The sequence below is a fragment of the Pseudomonas sp. EB271-G4-1 genome, assembly GCF_058791355.1.
On sequence record NZ_JBYTEO010000038.1, the window covers coordinates 18958 to 37168 of the forward strand.

Genomic DNA, 18211 nt, shown 5'->3' on the forward strand with positions numbered 1-18211 from the left:
CCTTGGCCGATCAAAGTGTCATATCTGCCTAACTGTCGGCGCTTTCGCCCTGCTCGGAACAGAGCACGCGACGATAAAGCGCGACCTGCAAGTCCTCAAATTTCACCGGCTTGCTCAAATGGTCAATCATCGCGCCGCTCTCGCAGCGCTCCAGCTCAGTCCCCAGGGCGATCATGAATATCGGCACTTGCGCGTAACCGGGCAATGCCCGGATCCGGCAGCACACGGAAACACCGTCGAGCGCTTGCAACTGACAATCGACCAGCACCGCATCGAAGGTTTCGCGCTGCAAAAAATCCAGCGCGGCCAGGCCGCTGTCGGCGGTGCGCACGCGAAACCCGAGCTTGAGCAACATGCCGCGCATCACCAACTGGTTGACGTTGTTGTCATCCACCAGCAATACGCTGCAATCCTGAGGCTGGCGCAGCCGCGGCGATTCCCGCGTCGCGATCGGTGTGGCAGGTCGCTGCGGTGTGGCAATGTCAAATTCGACATCAAGCTGGAAACGGCTGCCGCGCCCGGGCTCGGAGCGGTGCGTCAGGCGTCCGCCAAGCAATTCCACCAGTTGCCGGCAGATGGCCAGGCCGACACCCAGGCCGCCGTACTCGCGCGTCATCGAACCATCGAGCTGGAAGAAGCGCTGATACATCGTCGCCTCTCCAAGGTCAGTGAAGCCGATACCGGTGTCGATCACCGCAAAGGACAACGCCAGTCGCTCTGGGTTGACTGGTTTCCCGGTGACCCGCAACGCCAGCCCGCCGACCCGGGTAAACTTGATGGCGTTATCCAGCAGGCACTCCAGGCATTGCGCCAGCTTGGCGCTATCGCCGTCCAAGCGATCCGGCACACCCGGTGCCACGTCGACCTTGAAGTCCAGCGACTTGCTCGCGGCATTGCCGTAGAACTGGGCACGCAATGCCTCCACCACGTTGCGCAAGCTGAAGGTGGTCGCAGAAGCCTTGAGCTTGCCCGCCTGCAGTTCGGTCAGGGTGAGAATGCCATTGACCATGCGCATCATGTCCCGCGCCGATCCGGCGGCCGTTTGCTGATATTGCTCCAGCTCAGGGTCCATCTCGACGGTTTGCATCAGCTCCAGCGATCCGATCACGCCGTTCATGGGCGTACGCAATTCGTGGGTCAGGGTGGCGAGGAATTCGTCCTTGAGCTTGTTGCTGTGTGCCAGCTGCTGGTTGAGCGCCTCAAGTTTTTGCCCGGCGTCGAGCAGGGTTTGCGCCTGCTGCTCGCGCATGGCGTTGATACGGTCGGCCAGGGCCATGGACAGCAGCGCCACTTCGATGGCCGAGCCAATCTGGCTGGAGTACATGGTCAGGAACACATTCGGCAGGTAACCGAGCACCATCAATGTATTGATGATGCCGCCGAGCAGAAACGCCGACCAGGCAATGATGAAATAGCGCGCAACCCGCAACCCGCGCAACCAGGCGAAAATCCCCGCGGCAAAAATCACCACCGTGAAGGTCAGGGCCAGGGTCGTGGCCAGGCGCAAGGCCAAGGCATAGCTGGTCATCAGGGACAACCCGACCACCAACGCGCTGAATGCCACCAACGCCAGCAGCAAGCGGTCCATCCAGCGGCTGAGGGTGGCGGTCTGCAGAAAGCTGCGGGCGAACTGGCTACCGAACAATCCGGCACAACCGATGAAAAAAGGCGTCGAAGCGTTGGCCCACCAGGGATTGTCTGGCCAGAAATACTGCACGGCCGCGCCGTTCACCGACAGCTGATACAAGCCAAACGAGGCGATGTAGAAGATGTAGTAGAGATAGCTGGTATCACGCACGCTGAGGTAAATGAACAGGTTGTAGACCAGCATGCCCAGCAATACACCGTAGATCAGCCCCAACACATAGAGGCGCACCGGTTGGTCTTCGAGATAGGCCGTGCTGGACCACAACGTAACTGGCGCCTGGATCGACCCCTGGCTTTGCAGGCGCAAGTACAGGGTTTGCACTTGGTCAGGCGTAAAATCCAACGTGAACAGGTAGTTATTCTGGCGTATTTCACGACTGGCGAACGGCAAGGCGTCGCCAGTTTGCCTGGCCAATTGATAGTTGCCGCTCGCGTCAGGCAGATACAAGTCAAGGTGATCAAGCGGTGGGTAAGCCAACTCCAGCAGCCAGGTCCGTTGCGCAGTCGGGTTTGAAGGGCGGTAATGCAGGTCGATTTTGAGCCAGAACACCGAGCGCGAATAGCCGGCATTAAGGGTGGTCTTGTCATGCGCCTTGAAGTTGCCAGCTGCCGCCTGCGCACGAATATCCGCGACAGTCGCCTGACCACCCGCGTCTTCAAACACTTGCAGGGTTCGCCCGAGGGGAAGGCTTCGGGTGAGTTCATTGAACTCAACGGCGTTCGCCAAGAGGGGCAAACACAACACAAACATCAGCAAATAGCGCATTTATGCCCCAGCATGGCCTGTCCGGTCCTGTCAGGAAGCCCCCCATTCCTTTTGAGCAGACGTAAAACCGGTGATACCTGTTATTGGTTTGGATCCACTCTAGCATAGCCGTTGATGGCTAATGAGCACTACCGAAATTTTTCACACAAAGGCTCTAGAACGGTAGTTCCAGCGAAAATTATTGAGATAGAGCGTTTGGTTTGGTCACAAAATCAAAAGATCGCAGCCTTCGGCAGCTCCTACGGTTTTCGCGTCGATCTGAAGACCCTGTAGGAGCTGCCGAAGGCTGCGATCTTTTGACTGTCGCGCGGCGGGCTTCGAAAAAAGATGTTTGGTGGTAAGCTCGCGCACCATGAATATCTACAGCTCTCGCCCCGTTGTCCTCTGTCTCTCCGGCCACGACCCAAGTGGTGGCGCCGGCTTGCAGGCAGATATCGAAGCCTTGCTCGCTCAGGGTTGCCATGCGGCTCCGGCCGTCACCGCCCTGACCGTGCAAGACACCGTCAATGTCACTGACTTTCGCGTGCTCGACCGTGAGTGGGTGTTGGCCCAGGCCAATGCCGTGCTCAACGATTCCGAAGTCGCGGCGGTCAAGCTCGGCATGCTCGGCTCCCTGGAAATGGTCGACACCGTGGTCGAACTGCTTTCGGCGCACCCGCACTTGCCGGTGGTCTGTGACCCGGTACTGCGCGCCGGTGGCGGAGGTCGACTGGGCAAGGACGAAGTCGGCTACGCCATGCGCGAACGCCTGCTGCCGCTCTCGATCATCGCCACCCCCAACCTTCCCGAAGCCCGTATCCTCGCCGAACTGCCTGAAGGCACCGCGGATGAGTGCGCTGAAAAACTCCTGCCGTTCGTCAAACACCTGCTGATCACCGGCGGCCATGGCGACGAAACCGAAATCCACAACCGCCTGTACAGCCGCGACGGCTTGCGCGAAACCTACACCTGTCAACGTTTGCCGGGCAGCTATCACGGCTCGGGTTGCACCTTGGCCAGTGCGCTTGCCGGCCGTCTGGCCCAAGGTGAAAACCTCGCCAGCGCCGTACAGACTGCACTTAACTACACGTGGCGCACCCTGCGCGATGCGGAGCAGTTGGGCAAAGGCCAATTCGTGCCACGCCGCCTGCCACTGGACTTCTGTTCGTAACTCTCTATTAGCTGCGGTGAGGCTTGCTTGATGAAACTACGTGGCCTGTACGCCATTACCGACAGCCAGTTGCTGGCCGGTAAATTTCTTTCGTACGTGGAGGCGGCGCTGGAAGGTGGCGTCACCCTGCTGCAATACCGCGACAAGAGCAGCGATGAGGCCCGTCGTTTGCGTGAAGCCGAAGCCTTGCGCGACCTGTGCGAACGCTACAAGACCCAGTTGATCATCAACGACGACGCCGAGCTGGCGGCCCGCCTGAACGTGGGCGTGCATCTGGGCCAGACCGATGGCCCGCTGTCGCCGACCCGCGCCCTGCTCGGCTCCAAAGCGATCATCGGCTCGACCTGCCACGCGCAGCTTGAATTGGCCGAGCAAGCCGCCAGGGAAGGCGCCAGTTATGTCGCGTTCGGCCGCTTCTTCAATTCCAACACCAAGCCCGGCGCCCCGACCTGCAGTCTCGACCTGCTCGACCAGGCCCGCAGCAAACTGCATCTGCCGATCTGCGCGATCGGCGGCATCACCCTCGACAACGCCGCCCCGCTAGTGGCCCATGGGGTCGATCTGCTCGCCGTGGTACATGGCCTGTTTGGCGCCGAGAGCACGGCTGAAGTGACCCGCCGCGCCCGCGCCTTTAACGAATTACTGAAAATCTGATTTGAGAGCCCGATCATGTCTCGTTCCGAAACCCTGTTTGCCAATGCCCAGAAACACATCCCCGGTGGCGTGAACTCGCCGGTCCGTGCATTCAAGAGCGTTGGCGGCACGCCGTTGTTCTTCAAGCATGCCGAAGGCGCCTACGTCACCGACGAAGACGACAAGCGCTATGTGGACTACGTCGGTTCCTGGGGCCCGATGATCCTGGGCCACAGTCACCCGCAAGTCCTGGATGCCGTGCGCAAGCAGCTTGAACACGGCTTGTCCTACGGCGCGCCGACCGAGATGGAAACCCAGATGGCGGATCTCGTCTGCTCGCTGGTGCCGTCGATGGAAATGGTGCGCATGGTCAGCTCCGGCACCGAAGCGACCATGAGCGCGATCCGCCTGGCCCGTGGCTTTACCGGTCGCGACAGCATCATCAAGTTCGAAGGCTGCTACCACGGCCACTCCGACAGCCTGCTGGTCAAGGCCGGCTCCGGCGCCTTGACCCAAGGCGTACCGAGCTCGGCGGGTGTACCCGCGGCGTTCGCCAAACACACCCTGACCCTGCCATTCAACGACATTGATGCCGTCGAGGCCATGCTTGCCGAAGTCGGTCAGGACGTGGCGTGCATCATCGTCGAACCGGTCGCTGGCAACATGAATTGCGTGCCGCCGGCCCCAGGATTCCTCGAAGGCCTGCGGACCCTGTGCGACAAGCACGGCGTGGTGTTGATTTTCGACGAGGTGATGACCGGTTTCCGTGTTGCCCTTGGCGGCGCCCAGGCTCACTACGGCGTGACACCGGACCTGACCACCTTCGGCAAAATCATTGGCGGCGGCATGCCGGTCGGTTGCTTTGGCGGCAAGCGTGAAATCATGTCGCGTATCGCCCCGCTGGGGCCGGTATACCAGGCCGGTACATTGTCGGGTAACCCGCTGGCGATGGCGGCGGGCCTGACCACCTTGCGCCTGATCAGCCGTCCGGGCTTCCACGACGAACTGACCGACTACACCACCCGCCTGCTCGACGGTTTGCAAGTGCGTGCCGATGCGGCTGGTATTCCCTTCGTGACCACCCAGGCCGGTGGCATGTTCGGCCTGTACTTCAGCGGTGCCGACGACATTGTGACCTTCGATGACGTGATGGCCAGCGATGCCGCCTTGTTCGGCCGCTTCTTCCACTTGATGCTCGAAGGTGGCGTATACCTGGCGCCAAGCGCTTTCGAAGCCGGCTTCACCTCGATCGCCCACGGCGAAGCCGAGCTGAAACTGACCCTGGATGCCGCCGAGCGCGCCTTTGCTGCACTGAAGTAACGCCTTAGCGCTGACGCTGGCCATTGCCGGCGTCAGCCTTCACTCCTGCCCTTTTTCCTGCTCATCTGCTAATAATCCCTGTTAAGTGGGCGATATATTTCCCGCGCAGCAGAAAAACGAGTAAAGACTTTGTAAGGTTGGCCCTGCTTATTTCATAATGCGCGCTTATTGGATCCCCTCGATGGGTCCGCGCGCCCCTCAGAGGTAAGTCGATTCCCATGAACCGCACCGGCCGCGCCCTTTCACTGGGCTGCCTGTTGCTCCTTCAGCCCCTGCTCGCGCTCGCACAAGCAGGCGGTAACTCGTTGTTAATCCCAGCGATGGGTCGCTGCACCCTCAATACCCAGCCGCAAGACCTGGAACAGGCACTGGCTGCCTGCCAGAAAGCGTCGGATGAAGGGGATGCCCAAGCGCAATACGAGTTGGGTGAGTTCTACTACGATGGGAATAACGCGCCACGCGATCTCAATAAAGCCCTGAATTACTTCGAAAAAGCCTCGCTGCAAGGCCATGCGCAGGCCCAATTCAAACTCGGCACCATGTTCTTTCACGGCGAGGGCGTACCGGCCAATAATATTCAGGCGTACATCGTACTGAAGATGGCGGCGGTCAACGGTGCGGAAGAAGCCTTGGACACGGCCGACGAAGTCGCCGAGAAGATGCCGCGCCAGGAACTGGAAGTCGCCACTCAGGTGCTGGGGCAAATCTTCCGTAAATACCTGATGGAATTGCAGAGTGCCGATGGGCGGACGCCGTTCGCGCCGCTTCCCTGACTTCAGTATTGATCTGACGGCCCCTTCGCGAGCAGGCTCGCTCCCACAGTTGATCTATTGTGGGAGCGAGCCTGCTCGCGAATGAGGCGACTCGGTCTTGAAGACTACTTCTCAGGCATCGGCACCGGAAACGGCATCACATTGCCGACCGTGCCGCGGGCTTCGCTGATTTTCGGTGTACCCAGGCGCTCGACCTCGTCGATGCGCACGATCGAATGCATTGGCACGAAACTGCGCACGACCCCTTCGAACTGGGCCTTGAGCTTCTCCTCGCTCGGGTCTACGACTACCTGTGTGCGCTCGCCAAAGACGAACTCTTCCACTTCCAGGAAGCCCCACAGATCGCTTTGATAGATCTGCTTGGCGTACATTTCGAACACCTGGCCCTGATTGAGGAAAATCACCTTGTAGATTGGAGCTTCACGTTTGGTCATGGTGGGCGAGCAACACATCGGGGGATAAAAATGAGGGCGCGAACTATAGCATAGCCGCCGGACGCGCAGCGGTAGGAACCTGAGTGCATGTTCCCTATAATGCGCGGTTCTTTGAATCACGTGATGACTCTATCCATGGCCAAGAAGCTTTACATCGAAACCCACGGTTGCCAGATGAACGAGTACGACAGCTCGCGCATGGTCGATCTGTTGGGCGAACACCAGGCCCTGGAAGTCACGGCGCGCGCTGAAGACGCCGACGTGATCCTGCTCAACACCTGCTCGATCCGCGAGCGCGCCCAGGACCGTGTCTATTCCCAACTGGGCCGCTGGCGCGAGCTGAAGCTGGCCAACCCGGACATGGTGATCGCCGTCGGCGGTTGCGTGGCCAGCCAGGAAGGCGCCGCCATTCGCGACCGTGCGCCCTATGTCGACGTGGTATTCGGCCCGCAGACCTTGCACCGCCTGCCGGAAATGATCGACGCCGCGCGCATCACCAAGCTGCCGCAAGTCGACGTCTCGTTCCCCGAAATCGAAAAATTCGATCACTTGCCCGAGCCACGCATCGACGGCCCGAGCGCCTACGTGTCGGTGATGGAGGGTTGCAGCAAATACTGCACGTTCTGCGTGGTGCCCTACACCCGCGGTGAAGAAGTGAGCCGCCCGTTCGACGACGTGATTGCCGAAATCATTCACCTGGCCGAACACGGCGTGCGCGAAGTGACGCTGCTGGGGCAGAACGTCAACGGCTATCGCGGCAAGACCCACGACGGTCGCCTGGCAGATCTGGCCGAACTGATCCGCGTGGTCGCCGCCGTCGATGGCATCGACCGCATCCGCTACACCACCTCGCACCCGCTGGAATTCTCCGACAGCCTGATCCAGGCCCACGCCGAAGTACCGGAGCTGGTGAAACACCTGCACCTGCCGGTGCAATCGGGTTCGGACCGCATCCTCGCGGCGATGAAACGCAACCACACGGCGCTGGAATACAAATCCAAACTGCGCAAGTTGCGCGCTGCCGTGCCGGGCATCTGCATCAGTTCGGACTTCATCGTTGGTTTCCCCGGCGAAACCGAGAAAGACTTCGAACAAACCATGAAGCTGATTCAGGACGTCGGTTTCGACTTCTCCTATTCGTTCGTCTACAGCCAGCGCCCGGGCACTCCGGCCGCCGACCTGGTCGATGAAACCCCGGAAGAGCTGAAAAAAGAGCGCTTGAACGCCCTGCAACATCGCCTGAACCAGCAGGGCTTTGAAATCAGCCGACAAATGGTCGGTACGACTCAGCGGATTCTTGTAACCGATTACTCCAAGAAAGACCCTGGCGAGCTGCAAGGGCGAACCGAGAATAACCGTATCGTCAACTTCCGCTGCGACAATCCGACCCTGATCGGCCAGTTTGCCGATGTGCACATCGACGCCGCACAGCCGCACTCGCTGCGGGGCTCGTTGATGTAGGAGCCGGCTTGCTGGCGATGAACGATAACGCGGTGCGCCTGATGTACCGTGGCGCCCCTATCGCCAGCAAGCCAGCTCCTACAGGGCGGTGTTTTGCGTTGCGATATTTAAGAGCTTTCGCACCCGCGCCACTGGCGCTATCCTTGAATCATCCCAATTGCCCCAGGGCGGCTAAATACGACCTTGAACGCACCCATCGAACCACATCGTTTCATCCTCGAGCCTTTCGAGGCCCGCCGCTTTGCCAATCTGTGCGGGCAGTTCGACGAGCACCTGCGCTTGATCGAACAGCGCCTGACTATCGAGATCCGCAACCGCGGAAACCAGTTCGAACTGATCGGCGAGCGTAAGCACACCACCTCCGCGGAAAACCTGCTGCGCCGCCTGTACCGGGAAACCAAGGGTACCGAGTTGTCGCCGGACATGGTTCACCTGTTCCTGCAGGAATCGGCCGTCGAAGAGCTGGACAACCATTCGCCTGCCGATGCCTCCGTCGCCCTGCGCACCAAGAAAGGCATGATTCGCCCTCGCGGCTTGAATCAAGTGCGCTACGTGAAGGAAATCCTTGGCAACGACATCAACTTCGGCATCGGCCCGGCCGGTACCGGCAAGACCTACCTGGCCGTCGCCTGCGCAGTGGATGCCCTGGAGCGTGAACAGATCCGGCGTATCCTGCTGGTGCGCCCGGCGGTCGAAGCCGGTGAAAAGCTCGGCTTCCTGCCCGGTGACTTGTCGCAGAAAATCGACCCGTATTTGCGCCCGCTTTATGACGCGCTCTACGAAATGCTCGGTTTCGAACACGTCGCCAAGCTGATCGAGCGCCAGGTGATCGAAGTGGCCCCACTGGCGTACATGCGCGGCCGTACGCTGAACAACAGCTTCATCATCCTCGACGAAAGCCAGAACACCACGGTCGAACAGATGAAAATGTTCCTGACCCGGATCGGTTTCGGCTCCACCGCCGTCATCACCGGTGACATCACCCAGGTCGACCTGCCTAAAGGCACCAAGTCCGGGCTGCACCACGTGATCGAAGTGCTTAAGGATGTTCCGGGTATCAGCTTTACCCATTTCATGCCCAAGGACGTCGTGCGTCACCCGCTGGTGCAGCGCATTGTCGAGGCCTACGAGCGTTTCGAAAATCGTGCCATCGATGAAACGCCAAAGGACAGCCGACGCGATGCTTGAGCTTGATCTGCAAATTGCGACTCAAGCGCCCGCCCCCAGCGAAGCCGAGTTCCGCCAATGGTGCGAACTGGCCTTGCGCCAGCGCAGCGCCGACTCCGAGATGACCATTCGCCTGGTCGACGAAGCCGAAGGCCGCGAACTGAATAACACCTGGCGACAAAAGGATTACGCCACCAACGTCCTGTCGTTTCCTGCCGATGTGCCGGACGAGTTCCTCGACATCCCGCTGCTGGGCGACCTGGTGATCTGCGTGGCCGTGGTCGAGCGAGAAGCCGTCGAGCAGGGCAAGGAGCTTAAGGCCCATTGGGCGCACTTGGTGATTCACGGCTGCTTGCATCTGCTGGGTTACGACCATATAGATGACGACGAAGCCGAAGAGATGGAAGCACTGGAACGAACGTTGCTTGCAGAACTGGGCTATCGCGATCCGTACGCGGACGACGAAACCGATTTATCCCCTACCGAAACAACAAAGGATTCAGAGTAATCGCTATGAGCGAAGATCGATCGAGCAACGGGCAGAAGTCTTGGCTGGGCAAGCTCACCCAGGCTTTTGCCCACGAGCCGAAGAACCGCCAGGAGCTGCTGGAGCTGCTGCGCGATGCACATCAGAACAAACTGCTGGACAGCGAAGCGCTGGCCATCGTCGAAGGCGCTATCCAGGTTGCCGACCTGCAAGTACGGGACATCATGGTCCCGCGCTCACAGATGATCAGCATCAAGGCGACCCAGACACCCCGCGAGTTCCTGCCTGCCGTGGTCGATTCGGCCCACTCCCGCTACCCGGTGATCGGCGAAAGCCACGATGACGTGATGGGCGTGCTGCTGGCCAAGGACTTGCTGCCGTTGATCCTCAGGGAGAACGGCGACAGCTTCAACATCAAGGACCTGCTGCGCCCGGCTACCTTCGTGCCGGAATCCAAACGCCTGAACGTGTTGTTGCGTGAGTTCCGCGCCAACCACAACCACATGGCCATCGTCATTGACGAATACGGCGGCGTGGCAGGCCTGGTGACCATCGAAGACGTGTTGGAACAGATCGTCGGCGACATCGAAGACGAACACGACGTCGAAGAAGACAGCTACATCAAGCCACTGCCCAGCGGCGACTTCCTGATCAAGGCCCTGACGCCGATCGAGAACTTCAATGAGTTCTTCGACAGCGAATTTTCCGACGATGAGTTCGACACCGTGGGTGGCCTGGTGATGAGCGCGTTCGGGCACCTGCCAAAACGCAACGAAATCACCGAAATCGGCGCCTATCGCTTTCGCATCCTGAACGCCGACAGTCGGCGGATTCATTTGCTGCGACTGACACCTATCGCCCGGTAAAAACCTAAGGATTGAAATGCGCTGGACAACCCGCCCCGGCTGGCCCGGTAACCTGCTGGCCGTGGCGGCCGGCGCAATCACCACCCTGGCCCTGGCGCCGTTCGATATCTGGCCACTGGCACTGCTGGCGGTCGGGCTTTTCTATGCCGGCTTGCGTGAACTGAATCCCCGGCAGGCCTTGGGCCGTGGATGGTGTTTCGGCTTCGGCCTGTTTGGCGCCGGTACCAGTTGGATCTATTACAGCATTCATCACTTCGGTGGTGCATCGGTGCTGCTGGCCGGCTTCCTGATGTTGATCTTCACCGCGGCGATTGCCTGGTTCTTCGCCCTGCCTGCCTGGATTTGGGCGCGCTGGCTGCGACGCAACGAAGCACCGCTGGCGGACAGCTTGGCATTTGCGGCGCTGTGGGTCGGCCAGGAAGCATTTCGAGGCTGGTTCCTGACCGGATTCCCATGGCTCTACTCCGGCTACAGCCAGCTTGACGGCCCGCTGTCCGGCCTCGCGCCTGTCGGCGGGATGTGGCTGATATCCTTTACCTTGGCCCTGACGGCCGCCTTGATCTACAACGCCATGCGCCTGGTGCGCACCGGACGCAAAGGTTTCATCGCCGTGGGCATTGCGCTGCTCGCTGGCCCATGGGTGGCCGGCATGGCGCTCAAGCAATACGCCTGGACCAGCCCATCAGGCGCGCCACTGAGTGTCGCGGCGCTTCAGGGCAACATCGAACAGAGCATGAAGTGGGACCCGGCGCAGCTCAACGCGCAATTGGAACTGTACCGCGACATGAGCTTCAGCTCGAAACGGGTCGACTTGCTGATCTGGCCGGAAACCGCAATCCCGGTGCTCAAGGAGTCTGCCCATGGCTACCTGGACATGATGGGCAAATTCGCCGCCGAACGGGATTCGGCCATGATCACCGGCGTGCCGATCCGCGAAATGGTCCATCACGAAAAACGCTTTTACAACGGCATTACCGTGGTCGGCGAAGGCGATGGCACCTACCTCAAGCAGAAGCTGGTGCCGTTTGGCGAGTACGTGCCTTTGCAGGATGTGCTGCGTGGCCTGATCGCGTTCTTCGACCTGCCCATGTCGGACTTTGCCCGCGGCCCTTCCGACCAGGCCATGCTGCAGGCCAAGGGGTACCAGATTGCGCCGTTTATCTGCTACGAGGTGGTGTATCCAGAGTTCGCCGCCGGCCTTGCCGCGCAAAGCGACCTGCTGCTGACCATCAGCAACGATACCTGGTTCGGCACGTCCATCGGCCCGCTGCAGCACTTGCAGATGGCGCAAATGCGCGCGCTCGAGGCCGGCCGCTGGATGATCCGCGCCACTAACAATGGCGTGACCGGCCTGATCAACCCGTTCGGCCAGATCACCACGCAGATCCCGCAGTTCGAACGCGGCATCCTGTACGGCGAAGTGGTGCCCATGCACAACCTCACACCGTACCTGCAATGGCGTTCATGGCCGCTGATCATTGTGTGTGTGCTGTTGTTTGGCTGGGCGTTGATTGCCAGCCGGATGGCCAAGACCGTCTGAATATTTGTGGCGCCTGCAAAAGATCGCAGCCTGCGGCAGCTCCTACAGGGGATTGCATTCCAAATGTAGGAGCTGCCGAAGGCTGCGATCCTTTGATCTTCAGCGGTAGAACAACCAATACCCGACCTGCCCCGCAGCCTCATTCAACAACTGCCCACTGCGCCAGATCGCCTTGAACTCCGGCATCCATCCGCCCAGGGGCTCGGCGTTGTCCACGCTCAAGAATCCCACTGGCGCCGGCACCACTTCAAACCCGGCCTTCTGAAAACTCCAGACCGCTCGCGGCATGTGCCAGGCCTGGGTAACCACCACCACGCGCTTGATGCCTTCAGGCAACAAGACCTCGGCGCTGAACGTAGCATTCTCCCAGGTGGTGCGACTTCGCCCTTCCTGCCAACGCACCGCCACGCCAAAATCATCGTGCAATGAGTCCGCCATCAGCTTGGCCTCGGTGGGCGGCGTGCCATAGTGCAATCCGCCACTGGTCAGGATCGGCAAGCCCGAAGCCTTTGCCAAGCGAGCGGCATAGCGCTCTCGCTCAAGTGCCACCCCGGTGGGTTGATCACTGCCCCACGCCAGGTCGCCCCGCTCCCGCCCGGCGCCCAGCACTACGATCGCATCGGCGCGCTGGGCCAACGTTGCCCATTCGTCGCGTGCCAAGGGTGCCTCACGCTCAAGAAGCCCGGCGCCCCACTGCACCATGACTGGCAGGCTCATCAACCAGAAACCACCCACGCCCAGGGCGAAGCACCCAGCGGCAAGTCGCGGTCTTGAGCGGCGCCACCACCAGGCGAGCACCAGCAACAGGATAAGAACGCCGGGCGGCATCAGAAGGTGTTTGACGAAATAGCGAAAAGGCATCGGGCATCTCCTTAAAGATGCCCGAAGCCTAAGTGGGTTGACGCAATGCGACAATAAATACGCAAGGACTATGCTTCAAAATACCGTGGAGCATGGCTCTATGCCTTATTTGCACTGCAGGGACCGGACCTTTACCGCGTCTCTGCCAGCTACTTTGTCCTTGAGCCAGATAATTTTGGCTGTGCGTGGTGCGTCGAGTTGCTTCACTGCCTCAGACAAGCATCCGTGTGTCTCACGCTCACTGCGATCGAGGTACGCCTTGACCAATGCAAACTCTGCGGGGCTCAGGCCACGCAACTCCAGCTCCAGTGGACGCTCATCACGCAACCGGCCAGCGGTTTTCGCCGCATCCAGGGCCATTCCAAGACGGTCAATCAGTCTTTCGTACAGCTCCGGTTTTGTAACTTTTTGCCGTGACTCAACCATCCCTCACCTCATTGGAAGATAAGAACTACTCCCCAGTTAGAGCTTAGCTTCCATCGACAAACCGGCTGGACGCCGCGACCAACGGCCCTCGCAGCGGTTTTCACGAGACGCGCGGCAGTAATCAGGGTTTCCCTCGATAGAGTGCGGTCATGTATGCTACGGCGCTTCCTGTAACTCCACTTCCAGCTCCTCTGGGCAACGAAAAACGCCAAATTGGCGTGTTCACCGTCCAGCGTCGCATTGAAGAGGATTAGGCCACCCCTATTCAGTTCAAAAGTAGCCATGCACGAACAATATCAGCCCCGTGAAATCGAAGCCGCCGCCCAGTCATTCTGGGATGAGCAAAAGTCCTTTGAAGTCAGTGAACAGCCAGGCAAGGAGACTTACTACTGCCTGTCGATGTTCCCTTACCCCAGCGGCAAGCTACACATGGGGCACGTGCGCAACTACACCATCGGCGACGTGATCTCCCGCTACCAGCGCATGCAAGGCAAGAACGTCCTGCAACCCATGGGTTGGGACGCCTTTGGCATGCCGGCGGAAAACGCCGCGATGAAGAACAACGTAGCGCCCGCCAAGTGGACCTACGAAAACATCGCCTACATGAAAAGCCAGTTGCGCAGCCTGGGCCTGGCGGTGGACTGGTCGCGCGAAGTGACCACCTGCAAGCCCGATTACTACCGCTGGGAACAATGGCTGTTCACTCGCCTGTTCGAAAAAGGCGTGATCTACAAAAAAAGCGGCACCGTTAACTGGGACCCGGTCGACCAGACCGTCCTGGCCAACGAGCAAGTGATCGACGGCCGCGGCTGGCGTTCCGGCGCGCTGATCGAAAAGCGCGAAATCCCGATGTACTACTTCAAGATCACCGCCTACGCGGATGAGCTGCTGGAGAGCCTCGACGAACTGACTGGCTGGCCTGAGCAGGTCAAGACCATGCAGCGCAACTGGATCGGCAAATCCCGCGGCATGGAAGTGCAGTTCCCGTACAACGTCGACTCCATCGGCGAAGCCGGCACCCTGAAAGTCTTCACTACGCGTCCGGACACCCTCATGGGTGCGACCTACGTTGCCGTGGCCGCCGAGCACCACCTGGCCACCCTGGCCGCGCAAAACAACCCCGAGCTGCAAGCGTTCATTGCTGAATGCAAGGGCGGCAGCGTCGCTGAAGCCGACGTTGCGACCCAAGAGAAAAAAGGCCTGCCAACCGGCCTGTTCGTCGAGCACCCGTTGACCGGCGAAAAACTGCCAGTATGGGTCGCCAACTATGTGCTGATGCATTACGGCGACGGCGCAGTCATGGCGGTTCCGGCGCACGACGAACGCGATTTCGAGTTCGCCCACAAGTACAACCTGCCGGTCAAATCCGTGGTTCGTACAAGTGCAGGCGACACCAACCCTGCCCCGTGGCAAGACGCCTACGGCGAGCACGGCACGCTGATCAACTCCGGCGAGTTCGACGGCCTCGACTTCGTCGGCGCCTTCGACGCCATCGAAGTCGCACTGATCAAGAAAGAACTCGGCGCTTCGCGCACCCAGTTCCGCCTGCGCGACTGGGGCATCAGCCGTCAGCGTTACTGGGGCTGCCCGATCCCGATCATCCACTGCACTACTTGCGGTGACGTGCCGGTGCCGGAAGATCAATTGCCCGTCGTACTGCCGGAAGACGTCGTTCCCGATGGCGCCGGTTCGCCACTGGCGCGCATGCCCGAGTTCTACGAGTGCAGCTGCCCGAAATGCGGCCAGCCTGCCAAGCGTGAAACCGACACCATGGACACCTTCGTCGAGTCCTCGTGGTACTACGCCCGCTACGCCTCGCCGCACTTCGAGGGTGGCCTGGTAGAAAAATCCGCAGCCGACCACTGGTTGCCGGTGGATCAGTACATCGGCGGCATCGAACACGCGATCCTGCACCTGCTTTACGCGCGCTTCTTCCACAAACTGATGCGCGACGAAGGCCTGGTCAGTTCCAACGAGCCGTTCAAGAACCTGCTGACCCAGGGCATGGTGATCGCCGAGACCTACTACCGTCGTGAAGCCAACGGCGCCTACACCTGGTTCAACCCGGCGGACGTCGAGCTCGAGCGCGACAGCAAGGCCAAAGTCATCAGCGCCAAGCTGATCGCCGACGGCCTGCCGGTGGAAATCGGTGGCACCGAGAAGATGGCCAAGTCGAAGAACAACGGTGTTGACCCACAGTCGATGATCGACCAGTTCGGCGCCGACACCTGCCGCCTGTTCATGATGTTCGCCTCGCCGCCTGACATGAGCGCGGAATGGTCCGATTCCGGGGTAGAAGGTTCACACCGCTTCCTCAAGCGCGTCTGGCGCCTGGCCCAAGCGCACGTCACCCAGGGCCTGCCGGGCCAGCTGGACGTTGCCGGCCTCAACGACGAGCAAAAAGCCATTCGTCGTTCGATCCACCAGGCGATCAAGCAGGCCAGCCACGACGTCGGCCAGAACCATAAGTTCAACACCGCCATCGCCCAGGTGATGACGCTGATGAACGTGCTGGAAAAAGCCGCACAAGGCACCGAGCAGGATCGCGCGCTGGTTCAGGAAGGCCTGGAAACCGTGACCCTGCTGCTGGCACCGATCACGCCGCACATCTGCCACGAGCTGTGGCATCGCCTGGGTCACGCCGATCCGGTGATCGATGCCGGCTGGCCCGTGCTGGACGAGAGCGCGCTGGTGCAAGACAGCCTGACGCTGGTTATCCAGGTGAACGGCAAGCTGCGCGGCCAGATCGAAATGCCGGCCAGCGCCACTCGCGAAGAAGTCGAAGCCGCCGCACGGGCCAACGAAAACGTGCTGCGTTTCGTCGATGGTCTGACCATTCGCAAAGTGATCGTGGTGCCCGGAAAACTGGTCAACATCGTCGCCAGCTAATTGGATCAGGCGCCTGGCCGTGCCGGGCGCCGCACAAAACCTTACGGGCCGCTCGATTGGCCCACATGGTTTCAAGGGGAGCAACACAATGATCAAACGCAACTTGCTGGTGATAGGGCTCGCGGTCCTGTTGAGCGCCTGCGGCTTCCAGCTGCGCGGCACCGGCACCACCGACCTGGCACTCAAGGAACTTGACCTGAGCGCCCGCGACGCCTACGGCGATACCGTGACGCAACTGCGCCAGATGCTGGTGAGCAGCGGCGTCAAGGTCTACAACGGCGCCCCTTACAAACTCATCCTGACCGACCAGCAGGAATCCCAGCGCATCCTCAGCTACGCTGGCGCCGGTCGTACGGGCGAATATCAACTGAGCACGGTGCTCAGCTATGACATTCGCGGCCAGGGCAACCTGCCCCTGCTCAACGACAAGCTCGAAGTGCAGAAGGTGTTCATCCATGACGGCAACAACCTGGTAGGTTCCGACCAGGAAGCCGCCGACGCTCGCAAGGAAATGCGTCGCGAGCTGGTTCAACGCATGATGTTGCGCCTGCAGCAATTTACCCCGGCCCAGCTGGACCAGTTGCAGCAGACTGCCGAAGCCAAGGCCAAGGCGGAAGCCGCGGCACTGGAAGCGGCTCAGAAGGCTGAGGCGAACACGCCGCGTCAGTCGCCCATCGACCTGCCTCGGCAGTAAGACTTACGGGGCGCTGTGGCGCCCCGTTTGCCCTCTCTTATGAAGCTCGCTCCCGCCCAACTCGCCAAACACCTGCAAGGCGCCCTCGCGCCGGTTTACATCATCAGTGGCGACGACCCCTTGCTGTGCCAGGAAGCCGCCGACGCCATCCGCGCGGCGGCTCGCCAACAAGGCTTCGACGAACGCCAGGTGTTCGCCGCCGACGCCAGTTTCGACTGGGGTACCTTGCTGCAAGCCGGCGCCAGCATGTCGCTGTTCGCCGAAAAACGCCTGCTGGAATTGCGCCTGCCTTCCGGAAAACCCGGCGACAAAGGTGCCGCTGCACTCATTGAATACTGCTCGCGCCCGGCCGAAGACACGGTGCTGTTGATCAGCCTGCCGAAGCTCGATGGCAGTGCGCAGAAAACCAAATGGGGCAAGGCGCTGGTCGAAGGCCAGCAGACCCAGTTCGTCCAGATCTGGCCGGTGGATGCCAACCAGTTGCCCAGCTGGATCCGGCAACGTTTGTCCCAGGCCGGGCTATCCGCCAGCCAGGACGCCGTCGAGCTGATCGCCGCACGGGTGGAGGGCAACTTGCTGGCCGCCGCCCAGGAAATCGAAAAACTCAAGCTGATGGCCGAAGGCGGCCAGGTCACCATCGAAACCGTACAGGCCGCGGTGGCCGACAGTGCGCGCTTCGATGTTTTCGGCTTGACCGACGCCATTCTCAATGGCGAAGCCGCCCATGCGCTGCGCATGCTTGAAGGACTTCGCGGTGAAGGTGTCGAGCCCCCGGTGATTCTGTGGGCCCTGGCCCGGGAACTACGCCTGCTGGCCAATATTTCGTTGCAATACAGCCAGGGTACCCCACTGGACAAGGCCTTCAGCCAGGCCAGGCCGCCGGTGTGGGACAAGCGTAAACCGCTGATGAGCAAAGCCCTGCAACGTTATTCGGCACAACGCTGGGCGCAATTGTTGCTCGAAGCCCAGCGCATCGACGCACAGATCAAGGGCCAGGCGGCGGGTTCGCCGTGGATGAGCTTGAGTCGCCTGACGCTGTTGATGGCTGGGCAGAAACTGTCGTTGCCCGCAGAATAAGGCTTGGCGCCTTCGTTCCC

Annotated in this window: 16 protein-coding genes; 12 read left to right on the forward strand and 4 right to left on the reverse strand. The window is 60.6% G+C overall.

The window, feature by feature from the left end; translation table 11 throughout:
* Positions 1–28 precede the first annotated feature (28 nt).
* Positions 29–2413, reverse strand: a complete 2385-nt coding sequence (locus tag AC3WWR_RS19215) for a 7TM diverse intracellular signaling domain-containing protein (RefSeq protein WP_492598960.1) — start codon at positions 2411–2413, stop codon at positions 29–31.
* Positions 2414–2765: 352 nt separating this feature from the next.
* Here AC3WWR_RS19215 and AC3WWR_RS19220 point away from each other — a divergent pair, with 352 nt between their 5' ends.
* From AC3WWR_RS19220 to AC3WWR_RS19235, 4 genes are all read left to right on the forward strand, one after another.
* A complete protein-coding gene (locus AC3WWR_RS19220) occupies positions 2766–3563 on the forward strand; it encodes a hydroxymethylpyrimidine/phosphomethylpyrimidine kinase (RefSeq protein ID WP_008052407.1) in 798 nt (265 codons plus the stop codon).
* 30 nt (positions 3564–3593) lie between these two features.
* Positions 3594–4217, forward strand: coding sequence for a thiamine phosphate synthase (gene thiE / locus AC3WWR_RS19225; RefSeq protein WP_020798735.1), 624 nt, complete (start codon positions 3594–3596; stop codon positions 4215–4217).
* A gap of 15 nt (positions 4218–4232) precedes the next feature.
* On the forward strand, positions 4233–5516 hold the full coding sequence (gene hemL, locus AC3WWR_RS19230; protein WP_020798736.1) for a glutamate-1-semialdehyde 2,1-aminomutase: 1284 nt from the start codon (positions 4233–4235) through the stop codon (positions 5514–5516).
* 218 nt (positions 5517–5734) lie between these two features.
* Positions 5735–6289, forward strand: coding sequence for a tetratricopeptide repeat protein (locus AC3WWR_RS19235; RefSeq protein ID WP_020798737.1), 555 nt, complete (start codon positions 5735–5737; stop codon positions 6287–6289).
* Positions 6290–6393: 104 nt separating this feature from the next.
* On the opposite strand, the gene AC3WWR_RS19240 is transcribed toward AC3WWR_RS19235, so the two are convergent.
* Positions 6394–6723 (reverse strand): DUF1820 family protein, encoded by a 330-nt coding sequence (locus AC3WWR_RS19240; RefSeq protein WP_008066015.1) that lies wholly within the window; start codon positions 6721–6723, stop codon positions 6394–6396.
* A gap of 135 nt (positions 6724–6858) precedes the next feature.
* On the opposite strand from AC3WWR_RS19240, the gene miaB reads away from it, so the two are divergent.
* From miaB to lnt, 5 genes are all read left to right on the forward strand, one after another.
* Positions 6859–8184, forward strand: coding sequence for a tRNA (N6-isopentenyl adenosine(37)-C2)-methylthiotransferase MiaB (gene miaB, locus AC3WWR_RS19245; protein WP_020798739.1), 1326 nt, complete (start codon positions 6859–6861; stop codon positions 8182–8184).
* Between the two features lie 183 nt (positions 8185–8367).
* The gene (locus tag AC3WWR_RS19250) at positions 8368–9372 is read left to right on the forward strand and encodes a PhoH family protein (protein WP_020798740.1); all 1005 of its coding nucleotides are present in this window, start codon (positions 8368–8370) and stop codon (positions 9370–9372) included.
* Complete coding sequence (gene ybeY / locus AC3WWR_RS19255; RefSeq protein ID WP_020798741.1) at positions 9365–9859, forward strand: rRNA maturation RNase YbeY; 495 nt, start codon at positions 9365–9367, stop codon at positions 9857–9859. Before AC3WWR_RS19250 ends, ybeY begins: the two co-directional genes overlap by 8 nt.
* Before the next feature lie 5 nt (positions 9860–9864).
* Positions 9865–10704: a CorC family transporter gene (locus tag AC3WWR_RS19260; protein ID WP_020798742.1), complete on the forward strand. Its 840-nt coding sequence runs from the start codon at positions 9865–9867 to the stop codon at positions 10702–10704.
* A 16-nt stretch (positions 10705–10720) separates the two neighbouring features.
* Positions 10721–12244, forward strand: a complete 1524-nt coding sequence (lnt, locus tag AC3WWR_RS19265; RefSeq protein ID WP_033044580.1) for an apolipoprotein N-acyltransferase — start codon at positions 10721–10723, stop codon at positions 12242–12244.
* A 99-nt stretch (positions 12245–12343) separates the two neighbouring features.
* Here lnt and AC3WWR_RS19270 read toward each other — a convergent pair whose 3' ends face one another.
* Both AC3WWR_RS19270 and AC3WWR_RS19275 read right to left on the reverse strand, forming a co-directional pair.
* Positions 12344–13105: a YdcF family protein gene (locus AC3WWR_RS19270; protein WP_020798744.1), complete on the reverse strand. Its 762-nt coding sequence runs from the start codon at positions 13103–13105 to the stop codon at positions 12344–12346.
* Positions 13106–13210: 105 nt separating this feature from the next.
* Positions 13211–13531: a hypothetical protein gene (locus AC3WWR_RS19275; protein ID WP_020798745.1), complete on the reverse strand. Its 321-nt coding sequence runs from the start codon at positions 13529–13531 to the stop codon at positions 13211–13213.
* A 282-nt stretch (positions 13532–13813) separates the two neighbouring features.
* On the opposite strand from AC3WWR_RS19275, the gene leuS reads away from it, so the two are divergent.
* From leuS to holA, 3 genes are all read left to right on the forward strand, one after another.
* Positions 13814–16420 carry a leucine--tRNA ligase gene (leuS, locus tag AC3WWR_RS19280; RefSeq protein WP_020798746.1) on the forward strand — a complete coding sequence of 869 codons (2607 nt, stop codon included), beginning with the start codon at positions 13814–13816 and terminating at the stop codon, positions 16418–16420.
* Positions 16421–16508: 88 nt separating this feature from the next.
* A complete protein-coding gene (locus AC3WWR_RS19285) occupies positions 16509–17114 on the forward strand; it encodes an LPS-assembly lipoprotein LptE (RefSeq protein ID WP_020798747.1) in 606 nt (201 codons plus the stop codon).
* 39 nt (positions 17115–17153) lie between these two features.
* Positions 17154–18191, forward strand: a complete 1038-nt coding sequence (gene holA / locus AC3WWR_RS19290) for a DNA polymerase III subunit delta (RefSeq protein WP_033044788.1) — start codon at positions 17154–17156, stop codon at positions 18189–18191.
* Positions 18192–18211: the final 20 nt, after the last annotated feature.

What these genes read in the sequence shown, in the direction of transcription:
- AC3WWR_RS19215 (WP_492598960.1), bottom strand. Translation starts at nt 2,413, where the DNA reads ATGCGCTATTTGCTGATGTTTGTGTTGTGTTTGCCCCTCTTGGCGAAC.
- AC3WWR_RS19220 (WP_008052407.1), top strand. Translation starts at nt 2,766, where the DNA reads ATGAATATCTACAGCTCTCGCCCCGTTGTCCTCTGTCTCTCCGGCCAC.
- thiE (WP_020798735.1), top strand. Translation starts at nt 3,594, where the DNA reads ATGAAACTACGTGGCCTGTACGCCATTACCGACAGCCAGTTGCTGGCC.
- hemL (WP_020798736.1), top strand. Translation starts at nt 4,233, where the DNA reads ATGTCTCGTTCCGAAACCCTGTTTGCCAATGCCCAGAAACACATCCCC.
- AC3WWR_RS19235 (WP_020798737.1), top strand. Translation starts at nt 5,735, where the DNA reads ATGAACCGCACCGGCCGCGCCCTTTCACTGGGCTGCCTGTTGCTCCTT.
- AC3WWR_RS19240 (WP_008066015.1), bottom strand. Translation starts at nt 6,723, where the DNA reads ATGACCAAACGTGAAGCTCCAATCTACAAGGTGATTTTCCTCAATCAG.
- miaB (WP_020798739.1), top strand. Translation starts at nt 6,859, where the DNA reads ATGGCCAAGAAGCTTTACATCGAAACCCACGGTTGCCAGATGAACGAG.
- ybeY (WP_020798741.1), top strand. Translation starts at nt 9,365, where the DNA reads ATGCTTGAGCTTGATCTGCAAATTGCGACTCAAGCGCCCGCCCCCAGC.
- AC3WWR_RS19260 (WP_020798742.1), top strand. Translation starts at nt 9,865, where the DNA reads ATGAGCGAAGATCGATCGAGCAACGGGCAGAAGTCTTGGCTGGGCAAG.
- lnt (WP_033044580.1), top strand. Translation starts at nt 10,721, where the DNA reads ATGCGCTGGACAACCCGCCCCGGCTGGCCCGGTAACCTGCTGGCCGTG.
- AC3WWR_RS19270 (WP_020798744.1), bottom strand. Translation starts at nt 13,105, where the DNA reads ATGCCTTTTCGCTATTTCGTCAAACACCTTCTGATGCCGCCCGGCGTT.
- AC3WWR_RS19275 (WP_020798745.1), bottom strand. Translation starts at nt 13,531, where the DNA reads ATGGTTGAGTCACGGCAAAAAGTTACAAAACCGGAGCTGTACGAAAGA.
- leuS (WP_020798746.1), top strand. Translation starts at nt 13,814, where the DNA reads ATGCACGAACAATATCAGCCCCGTGAAATCGAAGCCGCCGCCCAGTCA.
- AC3WWR_RS19285 (WP_020798747.1), top strand. Translation starts at nt 16,509, where the DNA reads ATGATCAAACGCAACTTGCTGGTGATAGGGCTCGCGGTCCTGTTGAGC.
- holA (WP_033044788.1), top strand. Translation starts at nt 17,154, where the DNA reads ATGAAGCTCGCTCCCGCCCAACTCGCCAAACACCTGCAAGGCGCCCTC.